A 16491-nucleotide genomic window follows, 5' to 3' on the forward strand; every position below is an offset into this window, starting at 1 on the left:
GTGGTATGAACAGTAAAATGACCTTATCGGCCCAGACATTTTTGATAACGGCAGGCATACTCCTCGTGCTGTACTGGTATACGTCTGAAATCGAAATTCAGGCCAGGGTGTATCCGGTTCAGCAAGTCGTTGGCCAGCCCATTCGGTATATGGATAGTACCAGCCAGGCCGACCAGTGGCGCTGGGAATTCGGCAACGGACAGGAATCCTGGCGGTCGCGGGGGGTGGTCTATTACTATCAGCCCGGTACGTATCTGATTCGCCTGCGCGTCAACAAGGAAGCAACCCGAACTTTTACGGTTGTGATCAGGCCTAAACCCCTCACCGACCGGCGGGATTCTCTGGTTCGCATCCAGGGACCGAGTACAGGGTATGAGCGGGAAAAGCTGGTTTTTACGGCTGTAGGCGGGGGGGCTAGTCAGTTTACATGGCGCTTTGGCGCCACTGGCCAGATTGATTCCCGCGATCAGACCGCCATTTACAGCTACCCTACCGATGAAGATCGCTCAAGGCCCCGTACGTATACCGTCGAACTGATGACCGATGTGACCAAGTATCCGATTCGGAAGCAGATTACCATCGTTCGGGGTTTCAACCGGTTCGACCCGCCTGTCGACTCGCTGGATTTCGTCGGAAGCGACATCCGCCAGCAGTTGCAGCAAATTGCAGATGGTCAATCTTTCAATACTCATTACAATTATTTGCTAAGAAAATACTTGTGCAACCGGAACGGTTCGTTAGTGCAGATTAACAATACAAAAGCCAACGATTTTTATTCCTATTGCATGGGGCTTCAGTTCGACAAGGGAGTTCATATTGACGGGGTATCTGTCGTATCTGATTCAACGACTTCCTGCATTACACGCTTAAACGTGACTCAACACAAACCATGAGATTTCTGCCGATTAACGGGCTATTTTTCACGTCTAATCCAGCCTCTGGATTGGTTAGGCCTCCGTATTGGCTTGCTTTTCTGCTGCTTGGGCTATGCGCTCCTCAGTTGGCTACGGCTCAATTGCCTTTTTTTTTACGGGTGGCCCGTCAACCAGCCAACCTAGTCCCGGTTTCGGGAAACCCCAGCCAGATCAAGTCCGGCGTGGGCATTTCGACGGAAGGGTTTAAAGCCAGCCTGCAACCGCCCGGTGGCACCCCCTGGATTGTGTATTCGGATCGAACCAATAACACGACGTTCCGCAGTTCGAATGGGACGGTGCCTTTCCGGAAGATGAATTTCATGGAAGCGTTTTACGTGTTGAAGGAGCGAAATGGCTACTTAAAGATCATCAAATACGATCCGGCGCTCCCCATTGGCAACAAGTTTTCCCGGCGCGTCATTGCCGATCGAAAGGCCGCCGTTTATTACGGCTGGGCGCTCAAAAGCCGATTTCTGCTGGCCAACCAGAGCAGCCGTTCATCGGATCAGCGCCGGGCACAGATTGTCAGTGCTGTACTGGCCCAACCCGCCCTGCTAACCAATCCGGATCAATATTTTTCCCACGATTCGGTACGGCTTTTTACAGACCCGTCGCAGCAAACCGCTACCGAAACCAGGATGCGGCTATACGACCTGGCCTATGTGTATAAACTCTCCGAAACGCGCCAGCAGGCCCTGGTCGGACGGGCGTCCTGGTTTCCGACCGATAGCGTCAAACAGATTATGCTGGGCTGGACGCCCATTGAGGTCCTGCAACCCATTGGGCAGCGCGTATTCGTTGAGGCCGACACGATCAATCAGGACGTCAGGCCTATACCCTTTTACCGATCGGTTTCGGCCCTTCGCCGGGGAGGCCGGGATTCGACCCTTGTCAATGGGCCATTTCCGGCCGTTTCGTGGAACCGACTGGGGCCTAAATATCCGGTGCTCAAGCAATACAATACGGCCGATAGCCAATCGGTGATTCTGACCAATGCGCTAACCCCGTTGGTCGAGAAACGACAGGTTCCGGTTCTGAACGTTACGGGTAGGTCGATATCCAGTCAGGTATTGACCACTGTTCGGGCGCACACGAACAGCTACAACCTGATGTATGTCATTGAAGGCAGTTCGGCCATGCAGCCGTACTGGGGCGAACTACTCAACACCATCCAATATACGGTTACGCAGTTGACCCAGGATACAACGCGGGCAATTACGCTGCAGGTGGGCGCTACGATTTACAACGAGTACGAAAAAACGCCGGACAACAAAAGCCTCACGCTAAAAGGCAAGGTTACGCTGATGCCCCTGACAACAAACTATACCAGTCTGTTAAGTCTGATCAGCCGAACCGCTCCTCCCCCACGCAATCGACCTGAACCGGAAGTGAAATGCATTCGGTCGGGTATCGGTGAAGCGCTGAAACAGTTTGCGGCCCACCCCAATGAGAACAACATTATTGTACTGGTCGGTATTAACGGCGACGTACAATCGGTGGTCAATGGCGTTCTGATACCGGCAGCCCTGAAACGAGTCGAATGTCGACTGCTATCCTTCCAGGTTTTTGGCGCGCTGGGCGATATTCCTAACAATTTCATTCTCCACAGTCGGGAACTGGTTCAGGAAATTGCCGACCGGGGGAGCGACCTCAAAAAAGCCCGGCTTGTCCGGCCCGATATGGTAACGCCTACCAATGAATTTAACCTTCGGATGGGCGACCGGAATGTGTATCAGCTAGCGTACCCCGACCACAGCATGGTGCCAGGCTGGGTACTCTTCCCCCGCAAAAATCAGGCGCTCCCGTTCAAGGAATTGTATGCCGCTACTGACAGCCTGTTTTTGCAGGTCGCCAATGAATCCCAAACGGTCACGGCCGCCCTGGAGAAAACGTTCCAGCGCCTGGAACCCCAGGGCGACCGGGTCAATCCGAAGCTGTCGCCGGTTTATGCGTCGGCGGGCATGAAATTACCGGTGAGCGCTTCTTCGCTGATGCGTCTGGATGAGTATCCGTATCTGTCGCGTGCCTACACACCCGCCATGGGTAAAGACGGGACGCGCTGGAAGTACATTGCCCTGCTTCCGGTTGATGAATACGACGGCATTAGTCGATGGCTCGATCAACTAAGTGGTGACGACATTGATCCAGCCCTTAACCTCGACCGGTTCAAGCTCCATAACCGATACCGGCAGGTGCTGAGCGAAGCGGGTTTATCGAAAAGAGCCGCGATTACCCTCGACCAGTTACTAACTAGCTTTCTGGATTTACCTGTCACCAATCCCTTGTTCAAACGCCTGCCCATTCGCCAGCTCATCAGCCGGAAGCAGGTGTCCGATGCCTTACTCAATCAGGTACTCTACCTGTTACGCGAACGACGCGACTATTACCGGCGAATACCAACCTTTCGCAATAGCCGATTCACCTCCAATGAACGGACCTATTACTGGATTAGTGAAGACCTATTCAAATAACCTCTGCCTTAACCCTTCTTCCTTATGCGTCAGTTACCCTTACACCAATCGGTCGAAAAAGCTCTGCACATTGCCCGCGCGCTGGCTCGTGAATACCACAATGAACAGTTTTCGGCGGCTCACCTGCTGCGGGCGTTGCTCCATGATGATGTGGGCGGTAGTGCGCTTCTGAACGCGTTGCAGCATGACGTGGCCTACATTTTCGACTGGGCCGATGTCTGGATGGAAGAAATGCCCCGCACGGCGCTGGTTGTCACGGACCCCGAACACGACACATCGGTGGAGCGGATCCTGACCGAAGCTGATTTCCTACGCGTAAAGCTGGGGCTGGACTACATCGAGATTATTTGCGTGCTAGCGGCTATTACCAAACCCGGCATTGGCTTTACCGCGGATCAACTCCGCTCACTACCCCTGACAGAACGCGATCTGCTCGACCGTTTTGTGCGCGACTTATCGGCTCCTGCACCCGATACCGCTCAGGCAAAGGGAACAAACGGACAGAATCCTGCTGTCCATTCGCCGAAAGGAGAACCCAAATTTTGCATTGACAAAACCGCTCAGGCCCGCGCCGGTAAACTAGACCCCGTCGTTGGGCGCAACCAGGAAGTACGCACGATGCTCGAAATCCTGGGGCGTCGCAGCAAGCCGAACGTCATGGTGGTGGGTGATCCGGGCGTCGGCAAAACGGCCCTGATCGATGGGCTTGCGCAACAGATCATCGCCGGGCTGGTACCTGCCCGCATGAAAAACGCCATTCTGCTGGAACTGGACCCAGGGGCGCTGCTGGCTGGTGCGTCGTACAAAGGCGAAGTAGAAGATCGGCTCAAGACAGTTATCAAAGACATAAAGCAGTATGAGAAATGCATCCTCTTTATCGATGAGATTCATATGCTGCTCGACCCGAAGGGGTCAGCGGGAAATGGGGTCGCCAACCTGTTGAAGCCGGAATTGGCCCGGGGTGAACTGACCGTGATCGGCGCGACGACACCCGAAGAATACCGCAAACTGATCGAACCCGATCAGGCTTTAAGCCGTCGGTTTGAGCTCCTCACCGTCACGGAACCCACTGAGAAAGCGGCCGAACGGATGATGCGTGGCCTGGCTCCGGCTTATGAGCAACACCACCAGCTGTCAATTCGGCCCGACGTCATTGCCACCTGCATCCGGCTGGCCCGACGCTATAGTAAAGAACGGCGCTTGCCTGACTCCGCGCTCGATTTGCTCGACCGAACGATGGCGGCTATTCGGATGGCCATCGAAACCTCCGGCAATGAATTGACGCAGATCGAGAAAACGCTTAAAGACCTGGCTGCGGGCGACATGGCACCCGACGAAGCCCTGGAAGAGTACCGCTGGCTGGATACGCTGCTGCACCATCAGGTCAGTCCGGTCTTGCTCGGCCAATGGGAAGATGAGGTTAACCCCGCCGAGCTGGAAACCTCCGCTGCCTACCATGATTACATCATGGCCAAACTGGCCCGCTTTCAGACACTGGCCAGCCAGCAGGAAGCCTCGGTTACCATTAGCGACCTGGCCGCCGTGGTTGCCCACAAAACGGGCATTCCCATGGGGAAAGTACAGGCGCAGGAAAAAGAACGTCTGCTTACGATGGAGAGCTTTCTGCAACGCCGGGTCGTTGGGCAGGATCATGCTCTCCATGCTTTGTCCGATGCCATCCTGGAATCGCGCAGTGGGCTACAGCGGGCCGGTCAGCCAATTGGTTCTTTCTTCTTGCTTGGCCCAACCGGAACGGGAAAAACCGAACTTTCAAAATCTCTGGCCGATTTCCTGTTCAACGACGAGCGGGCGCTGATTCGCTTCGACATGTCGGAGTTTAAGGAGGAGCATTCGGCGGCTTTACTCTATGGAGCCCCTCCAGGCTATGTGGGGTATGAAGAAGGAGGCTTGCTGGTCAATAAAATCAGGAAACAGCCTTACTCGGTTGTCCTGTTCGACGAAATTGAAAAAGCGCATAATTCGGTCTTCGATGTATTCCTGCAAATCATGGACGAAGGACGACTACACGATAAATTAGGCAAGGAAGGCGATTTCACGAATGCCCTGCTCATTTTCACCTCCAACATCGGCAGTGACTGGATCAGCAGTGAGTTTCAGGCGAACCGAATGCCTACGTCGCAGCAATTGATGACCCGGATGACAGGGCAGTTCCGGCCGGAGTTTCTGGCCCGGATTACGGAGATTATTCCATTCTCCCCGATGAAGGAAGAAAACGTCGTCCGCATTTTCGACATTCAGCTGGCGCACCTGCACAAGAGCCTTAAACAGCAGGGCATTGACCTGACGGTTCAGGACGAAGCCCGTCGGCAACTGGCCTTGCAGGGATTTACGCCACAGTACGGTGCCCGCCCCCTGGCCGGTATCATTCGCAACCAACTCCGCCGACCGATTTCCCGCCTGATTATTTCGGGTCAACTACAAAGTGGTCAGGCCGTAAACGTCGACTGGAATGACGAAGCGTCCGAATTAATCTGGCAGGTAAGCTAACGTCTACTCAGGTCAGGTAAATGTTTCGGTCAGCCAGCAGCCCATAATGGAGCGCTGGTTGACCGAAACAAAAAAAAGTACCGTTTGTTTGAAATTGCCTTTCTGCATCAGGAAGTTGCCTTGTTGCCTATCGTCTTATTGATAGCTTTGATAAACTTAAACATCAGCCCAAATAAGACATGTTTGATTTCGAAATTGGTGGTAATGAGATTAAACCCGAATCAGCAGAGGGTATCGCTAATATCCCCCACAATCGCACGCTGCTGGCACAAAAACTGACGCAGGAGGCTCCCGTCAACCCAGAAACGGTCTATGGCCTGAAAACCGTTGAGGCTGTTTTCGATCACTTCAAACCTGAAGTGGAAATCGAAATGGAATCACTGGATGGCATGCCGACGAAAGAAACCATGAAGTTTCGGAGCGTAGCCGATTTCCGGGTGAAGGAAATGGTGGCACAGAGCCCATTTCTCCGTTCGCTGGATGCTCAGTATCAGGAATATACGCAGATCAGCCGTCGCCTGCAGGGGCACCGCATTTTGCAGACTGCGCTCAGTAATCCGGATACCAAAGCGTCGCTGATTCAGACGCTGCAAGCCCTGGTCGCTGAACTGGAGGCAAACGAAAAAACGGAGGCTTAACCTTCGGAAAACCATCTTCTTTTCTACCAATAAGTTCTACCAGTTAGTCCTTTTATCGTCTTTATGGAAAGCGAACCAACAGTACCGGCACAACTTGATGCCAGACCCTCAACCGCCGTTAGCCGCAGTGCGCCACTTCCCGGCATTCCTGAATTGTCTGCTTATGGCGGCTACGCCTTTATTGAAAGTTTTATCGACGGTTCACAAAACCTGAACCCCGACCGCAAAGCGCGGAAGAAAATATACTTGGGCGACTCAAGTAAAGAAGCCGACCGGGCCGTCCTGAAAGAGAAACTCAAACTCTGGATCGAAGTCCTGAGCTCGTCTGATAATCAGAACGAGATGCTCGATTTGTCTAAGCAGAAAGCAACGGAAGTTGAGCAAAATCTGCAAAAAAACCTGCTGACGGCGCTGGAAACGACCCGCGAGCTGGAAACCAGCTACCGCGCGCTTTCTTTGTTCTACAAAAACGCTGAAGCCGACAAACTACCGAACATTACGGTTGTAAACGCCAGTTTCGAGCAACTGACCGACCTGGACAACTCCCGTTTCATCGATTACATTGCCGATGAACTGAAACAAAACTATGACCGGCTCGACCTCCGTCAGAACTATTCGCTGATGGTCGTTCCTGGCTTTATGGGATCGAATGCCGTACTGGAAAAATGGGCCAAAATTGCCCACAACAACAAGGTAACGCTGTTCACCGATTTCGCCGATCTGGAAAGTTCCGAAGACGTTATCGACCTGTTCAGCACGGCCAACATGACGGGTGCCGAACTGTTCCGCTCCAGCGTGATCATGACCTGTAACTGGGTTGTGGGCCGGAGCAAAGTAGCTGAAGTGGGCGAATCGGAAAACCTGTATGTTCCACCCTCCATGGCGCTGGCCGGTAAAATTTACTACACGCTGATGTCGCAGGTAACGGCGGGTAAGAAACACGGCGGTATGAACGAAGTACCGGGTGTTCGTTTCCCCCTTCGTAAGAGCGAATTGTCGGCGGTTGAGCGGCTGAATCTGGTCCCTATGATCGACGAGTATGGTCGGGTTATGGCCTTCGGTAGCAAAACCCTCTTCAATGGCGACAACATGGGGCTGCAAACTTACTCCGTTGTTCGGGTATTCGATTACATCACCAAAGTGCTGTTCGACTTCCTAAACCGTCGGGCATTCGAGAACTGGAACTCGCTGATCGAAGCGGATTTACGCCGTCAGATTGCCGGCTTCCTGGATAGTATCAAAGGACCCGACAAGCTGATCGATCAATTCCGCATCATGCGTCTGGAACGCGACGATAAGGTAAAAGATCGTATCTACCTCGACATTCGCCTGACGCCTTACTTCCCAGCCAAAAGCTTTGTGATCCGATTAGACGGTCGCCGGGGCGATGATGTGGAAAGTCCGGAATGGACATCCGACTACGGTCAGATCTAACCGATCGGTCAACTGACTATCCCTAACGATTTATCTTTCAACTTTTTAAAGCTAGCATTATGCCATATTCAAGTAAAATCACGCTGGGCGCCGACTCATTCGATATTCTTGGCGGAGATATAGGGTTTACCAGAAGTGTTGATCTGAAAGGAAGACCATCCAGCCACGTCATGGGTGGCCAGTTCTCATTTACGGTGGAAGTCACTGATAAATCAAACTTGGTCGAGCACATGGTCAATACACAAAATAAACCTTTTGCCACAGGTGCCTTAGAATTTACGGATGCCGGTGATGATGGAATAACGCGCAAGATTTCGTTCACCAACGCCTACATTGTTAATTACAGTGAGTCATTTTCAGCGGCTGGTGCTGCTTATACGTGTTCACTGACGCTGTCGGCCGAAAAAATTCAAATTCAGGAAGCCATTCTTGATCAGCGGTGGCCCGTGAAGAAATAATTCCTAACTTTTTAATCAGATACAAATATGGCAGATGCAGCGGATGTAGGGTTTACATCGACATTAACAATTGGTGCTAAAAAGTTTGATGTTCTCAGTTTTGGCGCGTCCTTCTCGCGCGATTATGATCAAAAAGGCCGGCCTTCTTCAGCCGTTCGGGCAGGTGATATGTCGTTGACGATCGAAGTGACGCAGAACGAGAACCTGATCGATACCATGATCAATGCCCAGAATAAAATGATCGAAGGAAAGGTCGAGTTCTGGCAGTCTGGTAAAGACGGTGTCTTCCGGACGGTCGATTTCAAAAGTGGCTACATCACGAGCTACAAGGAAGGCTTTCAACCGGCGGGGGGTAGTAACTTCAGCGCGGATATATCCATTACGGCGGAGAAAATAACCATTGGCACGGCCGCCTACGACGCCCAGTGGCCAATCAATAGCTAGTTGATTCGGCATGAGTAAGCTGTGGGTCTGGTGGATGGGGCTGGGTGCATGGGTAATCGTTTCCGTTTGTGTGCATGTCTTTTACATCAAACGAATTCGATTATCCGAAGAACCCGTTCTTCCTCCCATACCCATTATTGATGGCAATCAATTGCGCCTGAAACTTCCCGGCAGCCTGTTCCAACAGGCCGGGGGCGAACTTAAAGCATTGGGCAATCGGTCAGCAAACAGCCGTTCCGGACTCGACACGCTGGCCGATTACCTGATTGCTCACCCCCGGCGGTTGCTCACGGTGATTGGCTACCATACCTCCGCCGAAAGCAAACGAACATTAACGGCAAACCTGGGCAGTGTGCGGGCGCACGCTGTTCAGGAATACCTACTGAATGCGGGCGTGCCCGATGATCAGGTGAAAACCTGGGGAGTCCCATCGGAAGCGCTGATGTTCGTCCACGATTCGACCAATGCCCTGTCGTTTGCGTTTCAGTCCATACGCATCGATGCGGACTGGCTGGCCCGGCACCAGAAGTATATTGACCTGTATCATCCACTGCATCTGTATTTTCCAACGGGCGGTACAACCTACATCCATACGCCCGACAATGAACAGTTTGCCAGTGAGGCCATTGCCTATCTGCGCAACCACCGGCAGGAACGGCTGGTGATCACGGGGCATACCGATAGTGTTGGAACAGCCGCCGGCAACCTACGCCTGTCTTTTCTGCGGGCGAAGGCCGTTCAGGACTCGCTGGTGAAGCAGGGTGCCAACAGGCGATGGCTCCGGATTGTTGCTCAGGGAGACAAAGCCCCCATTGCGCCCAACGCCCTACCAGAAGGCCGCGAAGCCAACCGGCGGGTAACGTTGCTCGTAGAACGACGTTGAGTATGTTTGACCTGAATCCGTTTCATTTAGAAGACGCCAGTCTGCTGCACTTCCTGATGCTTCAGGGAACAGCGGTACTGGCTTATTTTATTTTTCGGGAACGCTTCCGGCGCCAACTGAACCAGTTGACGGCCAAAAATCTGGCTCTGGCCGAAGCTCTTGAGCAGGAGCAAATACTAGAACCGGAGGTTGAAGAAGTATTTTCGACGATACCGGGTAAAGATGACCTGAAGGAAATTGCGGGTATCAACCCAAAAGCAGAAGCCATTCTGAATGGTATCGGCATCTTCCGATTCATGCAACTGGCCCAAACCCCCGTAACCACCGTTCGGCGGGTGCTGGCCGACCACGGCCCGCTCCTCCATACCTACGATCCGGCAACCTGGCCAGGTCAGGCTTTGCTGGCGGCCGATGGTCGTTGGGATGAGCTGCGTGCCTGGCAGGAACAAATGCGCCGGGGCGAATCCAGAGACAGTAACCCCCTATTCCTACCATGAATCCACTAAATCCCTGGGTAGCTCTTGCCGAAATGCTGATTCTGCTGGGCATGGCCTTCGGCCTGGGCTGGGGCATTGCCTGGGCACAATACCGCAAGCCGATAGAGAGGCAGCAGCAGGCTATCCGAAAGCAACAAGCCGCATTAAGTAAGCTAACAAGATGACCCCATGAGTGATGTAACGAGTACTGACCTGTTTGCCATTACGGTCAATGCTACTGCCCTGGAGCAGGAGTTAATCTGGCTGGAGGCCGTGATTTCGGCCCGCTTTCAGCTTTACTTCGAGCAGGAGAGTTTGTATGGATCTGTCGAAGAAATTGATGAGCCTGATTTAACCGATAACGAGTCGGCTTATGCGCAGCTCGTTCACGAACATGGGCTGGACAATTACGAGCGGCTCATGCTAATCACGGCCCTTGCTCCCCACATCCGGCCTCAGGTACTCGATTTTTTTTATACAAGCAACAGTACGTACGACCGGGTATTCACTGAGTTTGGTGGCGTTCGGGACAACACGCGGGGTGGCTTTGTGCCAACCGTTGAAACCATTTTGTTTCTGGTAGCGGGCTCTGATCTAACCCGTCGTATTCGTCTGCAGTCGCACCTGTTTCATGAATCGGTGCTTACGCAGTTGAACATTATCCTGGTGGGTCCGTCGGGGCCAAATGAACCCTCGACCTGTGGCGCCCTGACCATATCCGACGAATACCGGGCGTTGCTCACCACGGGCGAAAGTAACCGTCCGGACTTCAGTACCGATTTTCCGGCCAGCCGGGTAACAACCAACCTGGACTGGGATGATCTGGTGCTCGACTTTCAGATTATGGAAGAGGTGAAAGAGATTAAAACCTGGATTGATAACTCAGAGGCAATTTTAAAAAATCCACAGCTAAAAAAATACCTCAAACCGGGTTATCGCGCCCTGTTTTATGGTCCTCCCGGTACGGGCAAAACACTGACAGCGGGGTTGCTGGGAAAATCGACGGGGCTGGATGTGTACCGGATCGACTTGTCCATGATTGTGTCCAAGTACATCGGCGAAACCGAAAAAAACCTGGGCCGGGTATTTGATTTAGCCGAGCGCCGACGCTGGATTCTGTTTTTCGATGAAGCCGATGCGCTCTTCGGGAAACGGACGGAAACAACGTCGTCGAACGACCGCCATGCAAACCAGGAAGTGGCATTTTTGCTCCAGCGTATGGAAAATTTTCCGGGTGTGATTGTGTTGGCCACCAACCTAAAAGACAACATCGACGAAGCCTTCGCCCGTCGGTTCCAGTCCATGATCTATTTCCCGGCGCCCAACGTATCGAAACGGGCGAATTTATGGCGGCAGGCCTTTAAAGGCTCGGTTGAGGTTGATCCCAAAGTTGATTTCGACAAACTGGCCGAGCGATTCGCCATTACAGGCGCTATTATCATGAACGTGTTGCGTTCCTGCGTCATGATCTCGGTGAACCGGCAACGTCCCATTACCCAGGATGACATCTTAATAAGTCTGAACAGGGAGTTTCACAAAGAAGGAAAATCATTGGAGGATGTAGAAAAACAGACCATGCGAAGGTAAAAAACTAAATAGCTGATAAGGATTCATTAATAAATAGTAGACGCATAGAAGTGAAAAAGTTATAGACTCAAAAATAGCAAAAGCAATGACTTGGAAACAAAAAAGCGTTCAAAAGCAAGCAGAACCTCAGAATGCTAAAAGTGGCACAAATGGTAAAAAAATAGATCCCCCTAAGAAAAAAGGATTTGTGCCTCACGTCAAAGTGTTGCCCAATGCTGGTTTATCCTCCGTACCTGAAGATTGGGAAAAAGGTAGTTCTCCAATTTTGATTGAAGTTTTGATTACGGAGAAAGCAAAAGCAAAAAGTCTAATTCAATCCTTAGTTGATGCCAACAAAATTTCGACTGTCAAACGAGCATTAGCCATTGGGCTCAATGGTAAAGGTAAAGATGCTGATAAAACACTAACAGCCGATTGTAAAGAACTTGTAGAGTTAATGAAAAAAAACGGCCTTCCAGGCTTTTGTATTGCTTTTTCATGGGCACCTATAAGTACTGACCCGGAAATGAAAGGCTATGTGTTTCCATTTAAAGAAGCACGTAGTCTGTTGACTACGGATGCGTTGGCCCAAAAATTTCACTCAGAGCTCGAATCTAAAACCGGGCAAGTAATTGTTCGTACAATGGATCAGGATGTTAGCAATGATCCTTTACTTACCACCAGTGAAGATAATTTCTTCGAAAACGAGTTGATCCCTCATCTGCTGCTTAACCCAAAGGCACTTTTTACCGGTGGATACGATTGGGATACTAATTCTGAGCATATTACAGCGAGATTATCTGAAAAAAAGAAAAATGTTATCTACGCCGATAAAATTGCTGAAGCCATTGCTATAATTAATACGAAAGAACATGAGGTTCGTGAAGCCCTAATGGCGGAGCATTCTAAAAGTGTGTACATGCCGGAACCTAATACGTATATGAATCTACATCATCGCCGTGCGGTAACACCTGAAAACTTGAATAATAATCAGCTAGTAGATGAAGTGAGTCAGCAAAATGAAGGAACCGTATTCGCAAAAATGGGCAAGGTAAGTCGCCATGAAAACCAAATTAAGACGACAAAACCTATTAAACAACACCTGGACAATTTAATTAGCGCTTTTGCTGATATTTTGGCGAAACCAAATCAAGGAAGTCGTTCAACTGAAATAGAAAAAATTATTAAAGAAGCTCACCAATCTCATCTTAGTGAAAATGTGACCGATAGAAATATAAAAAAGCAAATGTCAGAAGTGGACAAAAATTTCTATGTGCAAGATGAATTAGATAAAATTAACCGGATAGTCAAGCATTACAGAGACGAGTGCGTTAGCGATATCGTAAAATGCTTTGAACAAGTTTAATACTAAGTAAGACGATTTTTCGATAAACTGGCCGAGCGGTTCGCCATCACAGGCACTGTTATCAGGAACGTGTTGCGTTCCTGCGTCATGATCTCGGTGAACCGGCAACGCCCCATTACCCAGGATGACATCTTAATAAGCCTGAACCGGGAGTTTCACAAAGAAGAAAAGTCATAGGAAAAGGTGGAGCAACAGACGATGCGGAGGTGATCGTCTGTTATCATAGCAATTTTACTTTTTCTAAGCGTTCGAAACGCTGTCAGAATTATTTAGGAATGGGCACGGCGCGAACCCATGTACGGAAAAATGTGCGCTTACCCGGCACAGCCTTGGGCGCGGTGCCCGCCAACAGCTTCTGGCTCATTTGCCTCTGCAAAGGCGCCTGACCTGGCCGCTTCACCGGCACATTCATCGTCTTCGCAAAAAGAAAACTAGCTTCACCAAAATCACCGGCCCCACCTTGCTCAACCAACTCTTCAATAAATTCATCGGTATTGAAACCATCAATTTTGGGGAGAATAACGGCAAGTTCTGTGCGATTGAATTTAGCTGAGTTATCGTCGAGCCTGGTCAGGAGCGCGTACCAAGCATCTGCATTCTTGTGATATTTTTTATCAATATAGCTGGTAAATGCCCACAAGTCGGACCATCTTTTTTTATATTTATCATAGCCCGCCTTTACGTTCTTGTATTCCTCAGGAAATTTCTTTGCTAGTGCAAAGGCAAGTGCCCCACTCGAAGCCAGACGATGCCCCAGCGTGGGTGTCTTATGATGTATGGCCTCATCAACAAATGCCACAACACCTTTTTCCGGAATGACCGTCATGCCAATCTCTGTCGGAGTACCATGAGCCACCTTTGCGCGTTGTACGTCTCGAACGAAGACGGATGGCATGTGCTCCGAAATATGCGTATCATATTTATCATTACTACCCGGATTGACGATGAATTCGGGACCTGGAACCGGCTCATCATTCACAAAATTGAGATTGACAAATAGGGTTTGCCCATTGGTATCTTTGTGGAACTTTGTCTGTCCCTTATCCCTGTCGCGGTAGTAATGTATCTCAACAATTACTTTCCAGTCTTCCCCAATTATATCACTCTTCCGTAAATAGTCGAGCTGGCCAGCGGTTTCCATGGTAGCCAGTGTATTGGTAATAATTTGATTTTCAACGCCAGCTGCTTTGGCCAAGTCAAAAGAACTCTTTCCGATGCAGTTTCCCTGGAGATCGATTAGTCTAGCGCCCGAAATCAGCGTCCTCAGGTCACTATCTGGAGATACCGTAAGTTCGATCCCACCCACACAAGTATTAGCCGCATAAAGTCTCTGCTCGTCCTCACCAAGCCTATTGATTTGCTCTTCCAGGCCCCTAACGATCTCGTCCTGAAGCCTGACCTCAGGCCCCTTGAATACCTGTGGCTTCGCTAATACGGTCATTACCTCGCTAGAGTTCAAGGGTTCCAATCGGGCCTTCAACGAAATTTCCTCTTCCTCTTCACGAGTAGGCAGATGGCCCGTTCTGGCAGGTAACGTTGCACTTCCCCTTCTTTCCTTCTTCCTGGGGGAACTTTTCATTGGACTTTCCTTCGCTAGCATATAAGATACTGTTTTTCAGCAGCTATAATTAGCAAAATTGAGAATACAAACAACAGTATCAGCGCCATTTTCGAACAACTGGTAGGCTATTTTTTTATCGTTTTCAAACCGATTCTTCAACTAAAAAATGATCTATATTTGGTATGAGCAGGCAGCATAAGGCACGTCCGTAACCACTGGCTGATTTTCTTTATCTAACTATAAAATCCGATAGAACAGATGCCACATACAAATCGGAACCTCGACCGTCGGGTTACCCGAAAGAAGAAAAATACGGCCTCGGCTGGCAGCAACGCAACCGCCCGAATTCCCGCTACAAAGCGCAACACCGTGCTGGAGCAAGCATATCAGCAACGGCTCATACTGCATGCCCCCAGAGTAAAAGATCGGCCTGTCGTAGGACTGCCTGCCGTATATGGTCATTGGGGACGTAATCAGATTAACACCAACAACCGGCTGAAAACAAAACCCTACCGGATGCCTCAGATTCAGCACCAGGCCAATTTTGGCGGTACCGGACTAGATGAGATGGTAAGCACAGATACTGTTGCTTCCATTGTTGAGTTGATGAATAAGAATGGAAGCACTCGCAAACACATTATGAATGTAACAGAGTTGTTGTCAAGAGAGCGCGAAGAAGTACGTTATCTGCTCTGGACAACCAAAGACACTGAACGACCACTTAGTGGCCATCCAGGATCGCTGAGCAAAAGCCAGACCGATATGCGTAGAGGCCTGACAGGTGGCCACGGGGATAAAGATAATATACGTGCCAATTGGGTGCTCAATCAATACAAGTCAGGAGCCGGTACCGAACAAGAGAAGCTGGCCGATACGATTATCATGGCTAGCATCATGACCAATCAACTATTCAGCGAACCTTTTGCTCAACTTGATACGGTTTCGCCAACCTCCACTGCGCTAAATGCCTATCACCCTGTGCATGGGAGAATGTACAACAGGGCTTTGAATGGTTCAGTTACTAAAACCGATGGTTTTAGAAGAGCGGCCATCAACACGCACAACGCCCGTGAACGCCGTAAATGGGCTACTGCCGATCGATTAATGCGTCGTGGTTATCATCATCTGGTTGATCCAGAGATACATCAGTGGATTACAAAAGGAGAGGGGTGGGCAGACGGACTGCATATGTATATGAAAGAAGTAGGTGGTGAGAAGATTACGGATTCAGGACCAACATCGTCAACCGCTTATGTAGCTCAAAAAACAGACAGGCAGCTAACGATGAGCGAGTGGAATACGGCTGTTCAGAATAAAACTATGCAGCCAGCAATTGGCAAACCCAGACCCTTGATGAGTCAGGTGACACCCCTACCCCTGGTAACCATAAAAGCTCGTCCGTTAAAACAACAAAAGCTTACCCACTATTTCAAAAGGCGTCATAAATAATGTCTCTGTAAAGCCGGATCACACAATTGTGAGTAGACTTTACGGATTTCAGGACCCATCCAGGAAATATTCACGGTGATTAAGGCTCGGTGCGCTGGTAAAGCGTCGAATCTAACAGGTCCTATCGACTACGCCTTTGCCAACCCGTTTCGGTCGATTCGTCACTTCCCACTTCTGGCCCCCAGAAACGCGCTTAACTTTGGCAGATAGAGACCGGCTGTCATCGCCATTAAGCTGAATCGTTACGCTATATTTGTAGGCCAGGCGCGCTGACGTATTTATTGGTTGAAACAGCCCCGAACGACGGCTACATGCCAAACATT

The 16491-nt window shown here is 50.4% G+C and carries 14 protein-coding genes; 13 read left to right on the top strand and 1 reads right to left on the bottom strand.

Annotation, left to right across the window (positions count from 1 at the left end):
• The first annotated feature begins 5 nt into the window (after positions 1-5).
• The 12 genes from SD10_RS15370 to SD10_RS15420 all read left to right on the top strand — a co-directional run bounded on the left by SD10_RS15370 (position 6) and on the right by SD10_RS15420 (position 13158).
• Positions 6-893, top strand: coding sequence for a hypothetical protein (locus SD10_RS15370; protein ID WP_148562455.1), 888 nt, complete (start codon positions 6-8; stop codon positions 891-893).
• Positions 890-3385: a type VI secretion system protein TssR domain-containing protein gene (tssR, locus tag SD10_RS15375; RefSeq protein WP_046574832.1), complete on the top strand. Its 2496-nt coding sequence runs from the start codon at positions 890-892 to the stop codon at positions 3383-3385. The genes SD10_RS15370 and tssR overlap by 4 nt, the downstream gene beginning before the upstream one ends.
• A 24-nt stretch (positions 3386-3409) precedes the next feature.
• Positions 3410-5893: an ATP-dependent Clp protease ATP-binding subunit gene (locus tag SD10_RS15380; RefSeq protein ID WP_046574833.1), complete on the top strand. Its 2484-nt coding sequence runs from the start codon at positions 3410-3412 to the stop codon at positions 5891-5893.
• A 179-nt stretch (positions 5894-6072) separates the two neighbouring features.
• Positions 6073-6531 carry a hypothetical protein gene (locus SD10_RS15385; RefSeq protein ID WP_046574836.1) on the top strand — a complete coding sequence of 153 codons (459 nt, stop codon included), beginning with the start codon at positions 6073-6075 and terminating at the stop codon, positions 6529-6531.
• Positions 6532-6594: 63 nt separating this feature from the next.
• Entirely contained in the window at positions 6595-7965 is a 1371-nt protein-coding gene (locus tag SD10_RS15390) for a DUF5458 family protein (protein ID WP_046574838.1), read from the top strand.
• Positions 7966-8024: 59 nt separating this feature from the next.
• Positions 8025-8423: a type VI secretion system tube protein TssD gene (tssD, locus tag SD10_RS15395; RefSeq protein ID WP_046574839.1), complete on the top strand. Its 399-nt coding sequence runs from the start codon at positions 8025-8027 to the stop codon at positions 8421-8423.
• Positions 8424-8450: 27 nt separating this feature from the next.
• Complete coding sequence (tssD, locus tag SD10_RS15400) at positions 8451-8867, top strand: type VI secretion system tube protein TssD (RefSeq protein WP_046574840.1); 417 nt, start codon at positions 8451-8453, stop codon at positions 8865-8867.
• Between the two features lie 10 nt (positions 8868-8877).
• On the top strand, positions 8878-9750 hold the full coding sequence (locus SD10_RS15405) for an OmpA family protein (protein WP_046574842.1): 873 nt from the start codon (positions 8878-8880) through the stop codon (positions 9748-9750).
• Positions 9751-9752: 2 nt separating this feature from the next.
• Positions 9753-10247: a hypothetical protein gene (locus SD10_RS28795; RefSeq protein WP_052731199.1), complete on the top strand. Its 495-nt coding sequence runs from the start codon at positions 9753-9755 to the stop codon at positions 10245-10247.
• The gene (locus SD10_RS29685; protein WP_158500573.1) at positions 10244-10411 is read left to right on the top strand and encodes a hypothetical protein; all 168 of its coding nucleotides are present in this window, start codon (positions 10244-10246) and stop codon (positions 10409-10411) included. Before SD10_RS28795 ends, SD10_RS29685 begins: the two co-directional genes overlap by 4 nt.
• A 4-nt stretch (positions 10412-10415) precedes the next feature.
• Complete coding sequence (locus SD10_RS15415) at positions 10416-11813, top strand: ATP-binding protein (RefSeq protein WP_046574843.1); 1398 nt, start codon at positions 10416-10418, stop codon at positions 11811-11813.
• Between the two features lie 85 nt (positions 11814-11898).
• Positions 11899-13158 carry a hypothetical protein gene (locus SD10_RS15420; RefSeq protein WP_046574844.1) on the top strand — a complete coding sequence of 420 codons (1260 nt, stop codon included), beginning with the start codon at positions 11899-11901 and terminating at the stop codon, positions 13156-13158.
• A gap of 265 nt (positions 13159-13423) precedes the next feature.
• Here SD10_RS15420 and SD10_RS15425 read toward each other — a convergent pair whose 3' ends face one another.
• Positions 13424-14737, bottom strand: a complete 1314-nt coding sequence (locus tag SD10_RS15425) for a hypothetical protein (protein ID WP_148562456.1) — start codon at positions 14735-14737, stop codon at positions 13424-13426.
• A 240-nt stretch (positions 14738-14977) separates the two neighbouring features.
• Here SD10_RS15425 and SD10_RS15430 point away from each other — a divergent pair, with 240 nt between their 5' ends.
• Positions 14978-16168, top strand: coding sequence for a hypothetical protein (locus SD10_RS15430; RefSeq protein ID WP_046574846.1), 1191 nt, complete (start codon positions 14978-14980; stop codon positions 16166-16168).
• Positions 16169-16491: the final 323 nt, after the last annotated feature.

This window comes from Spirosoma radiotolerans (assembly GCF_000974425.1).
GTDB lineage: Bacteria > Bacteroidota > Bacteroidia > Cytophagales > Spirosomataceae > Spirosoma > Spirosoma radiotolerans.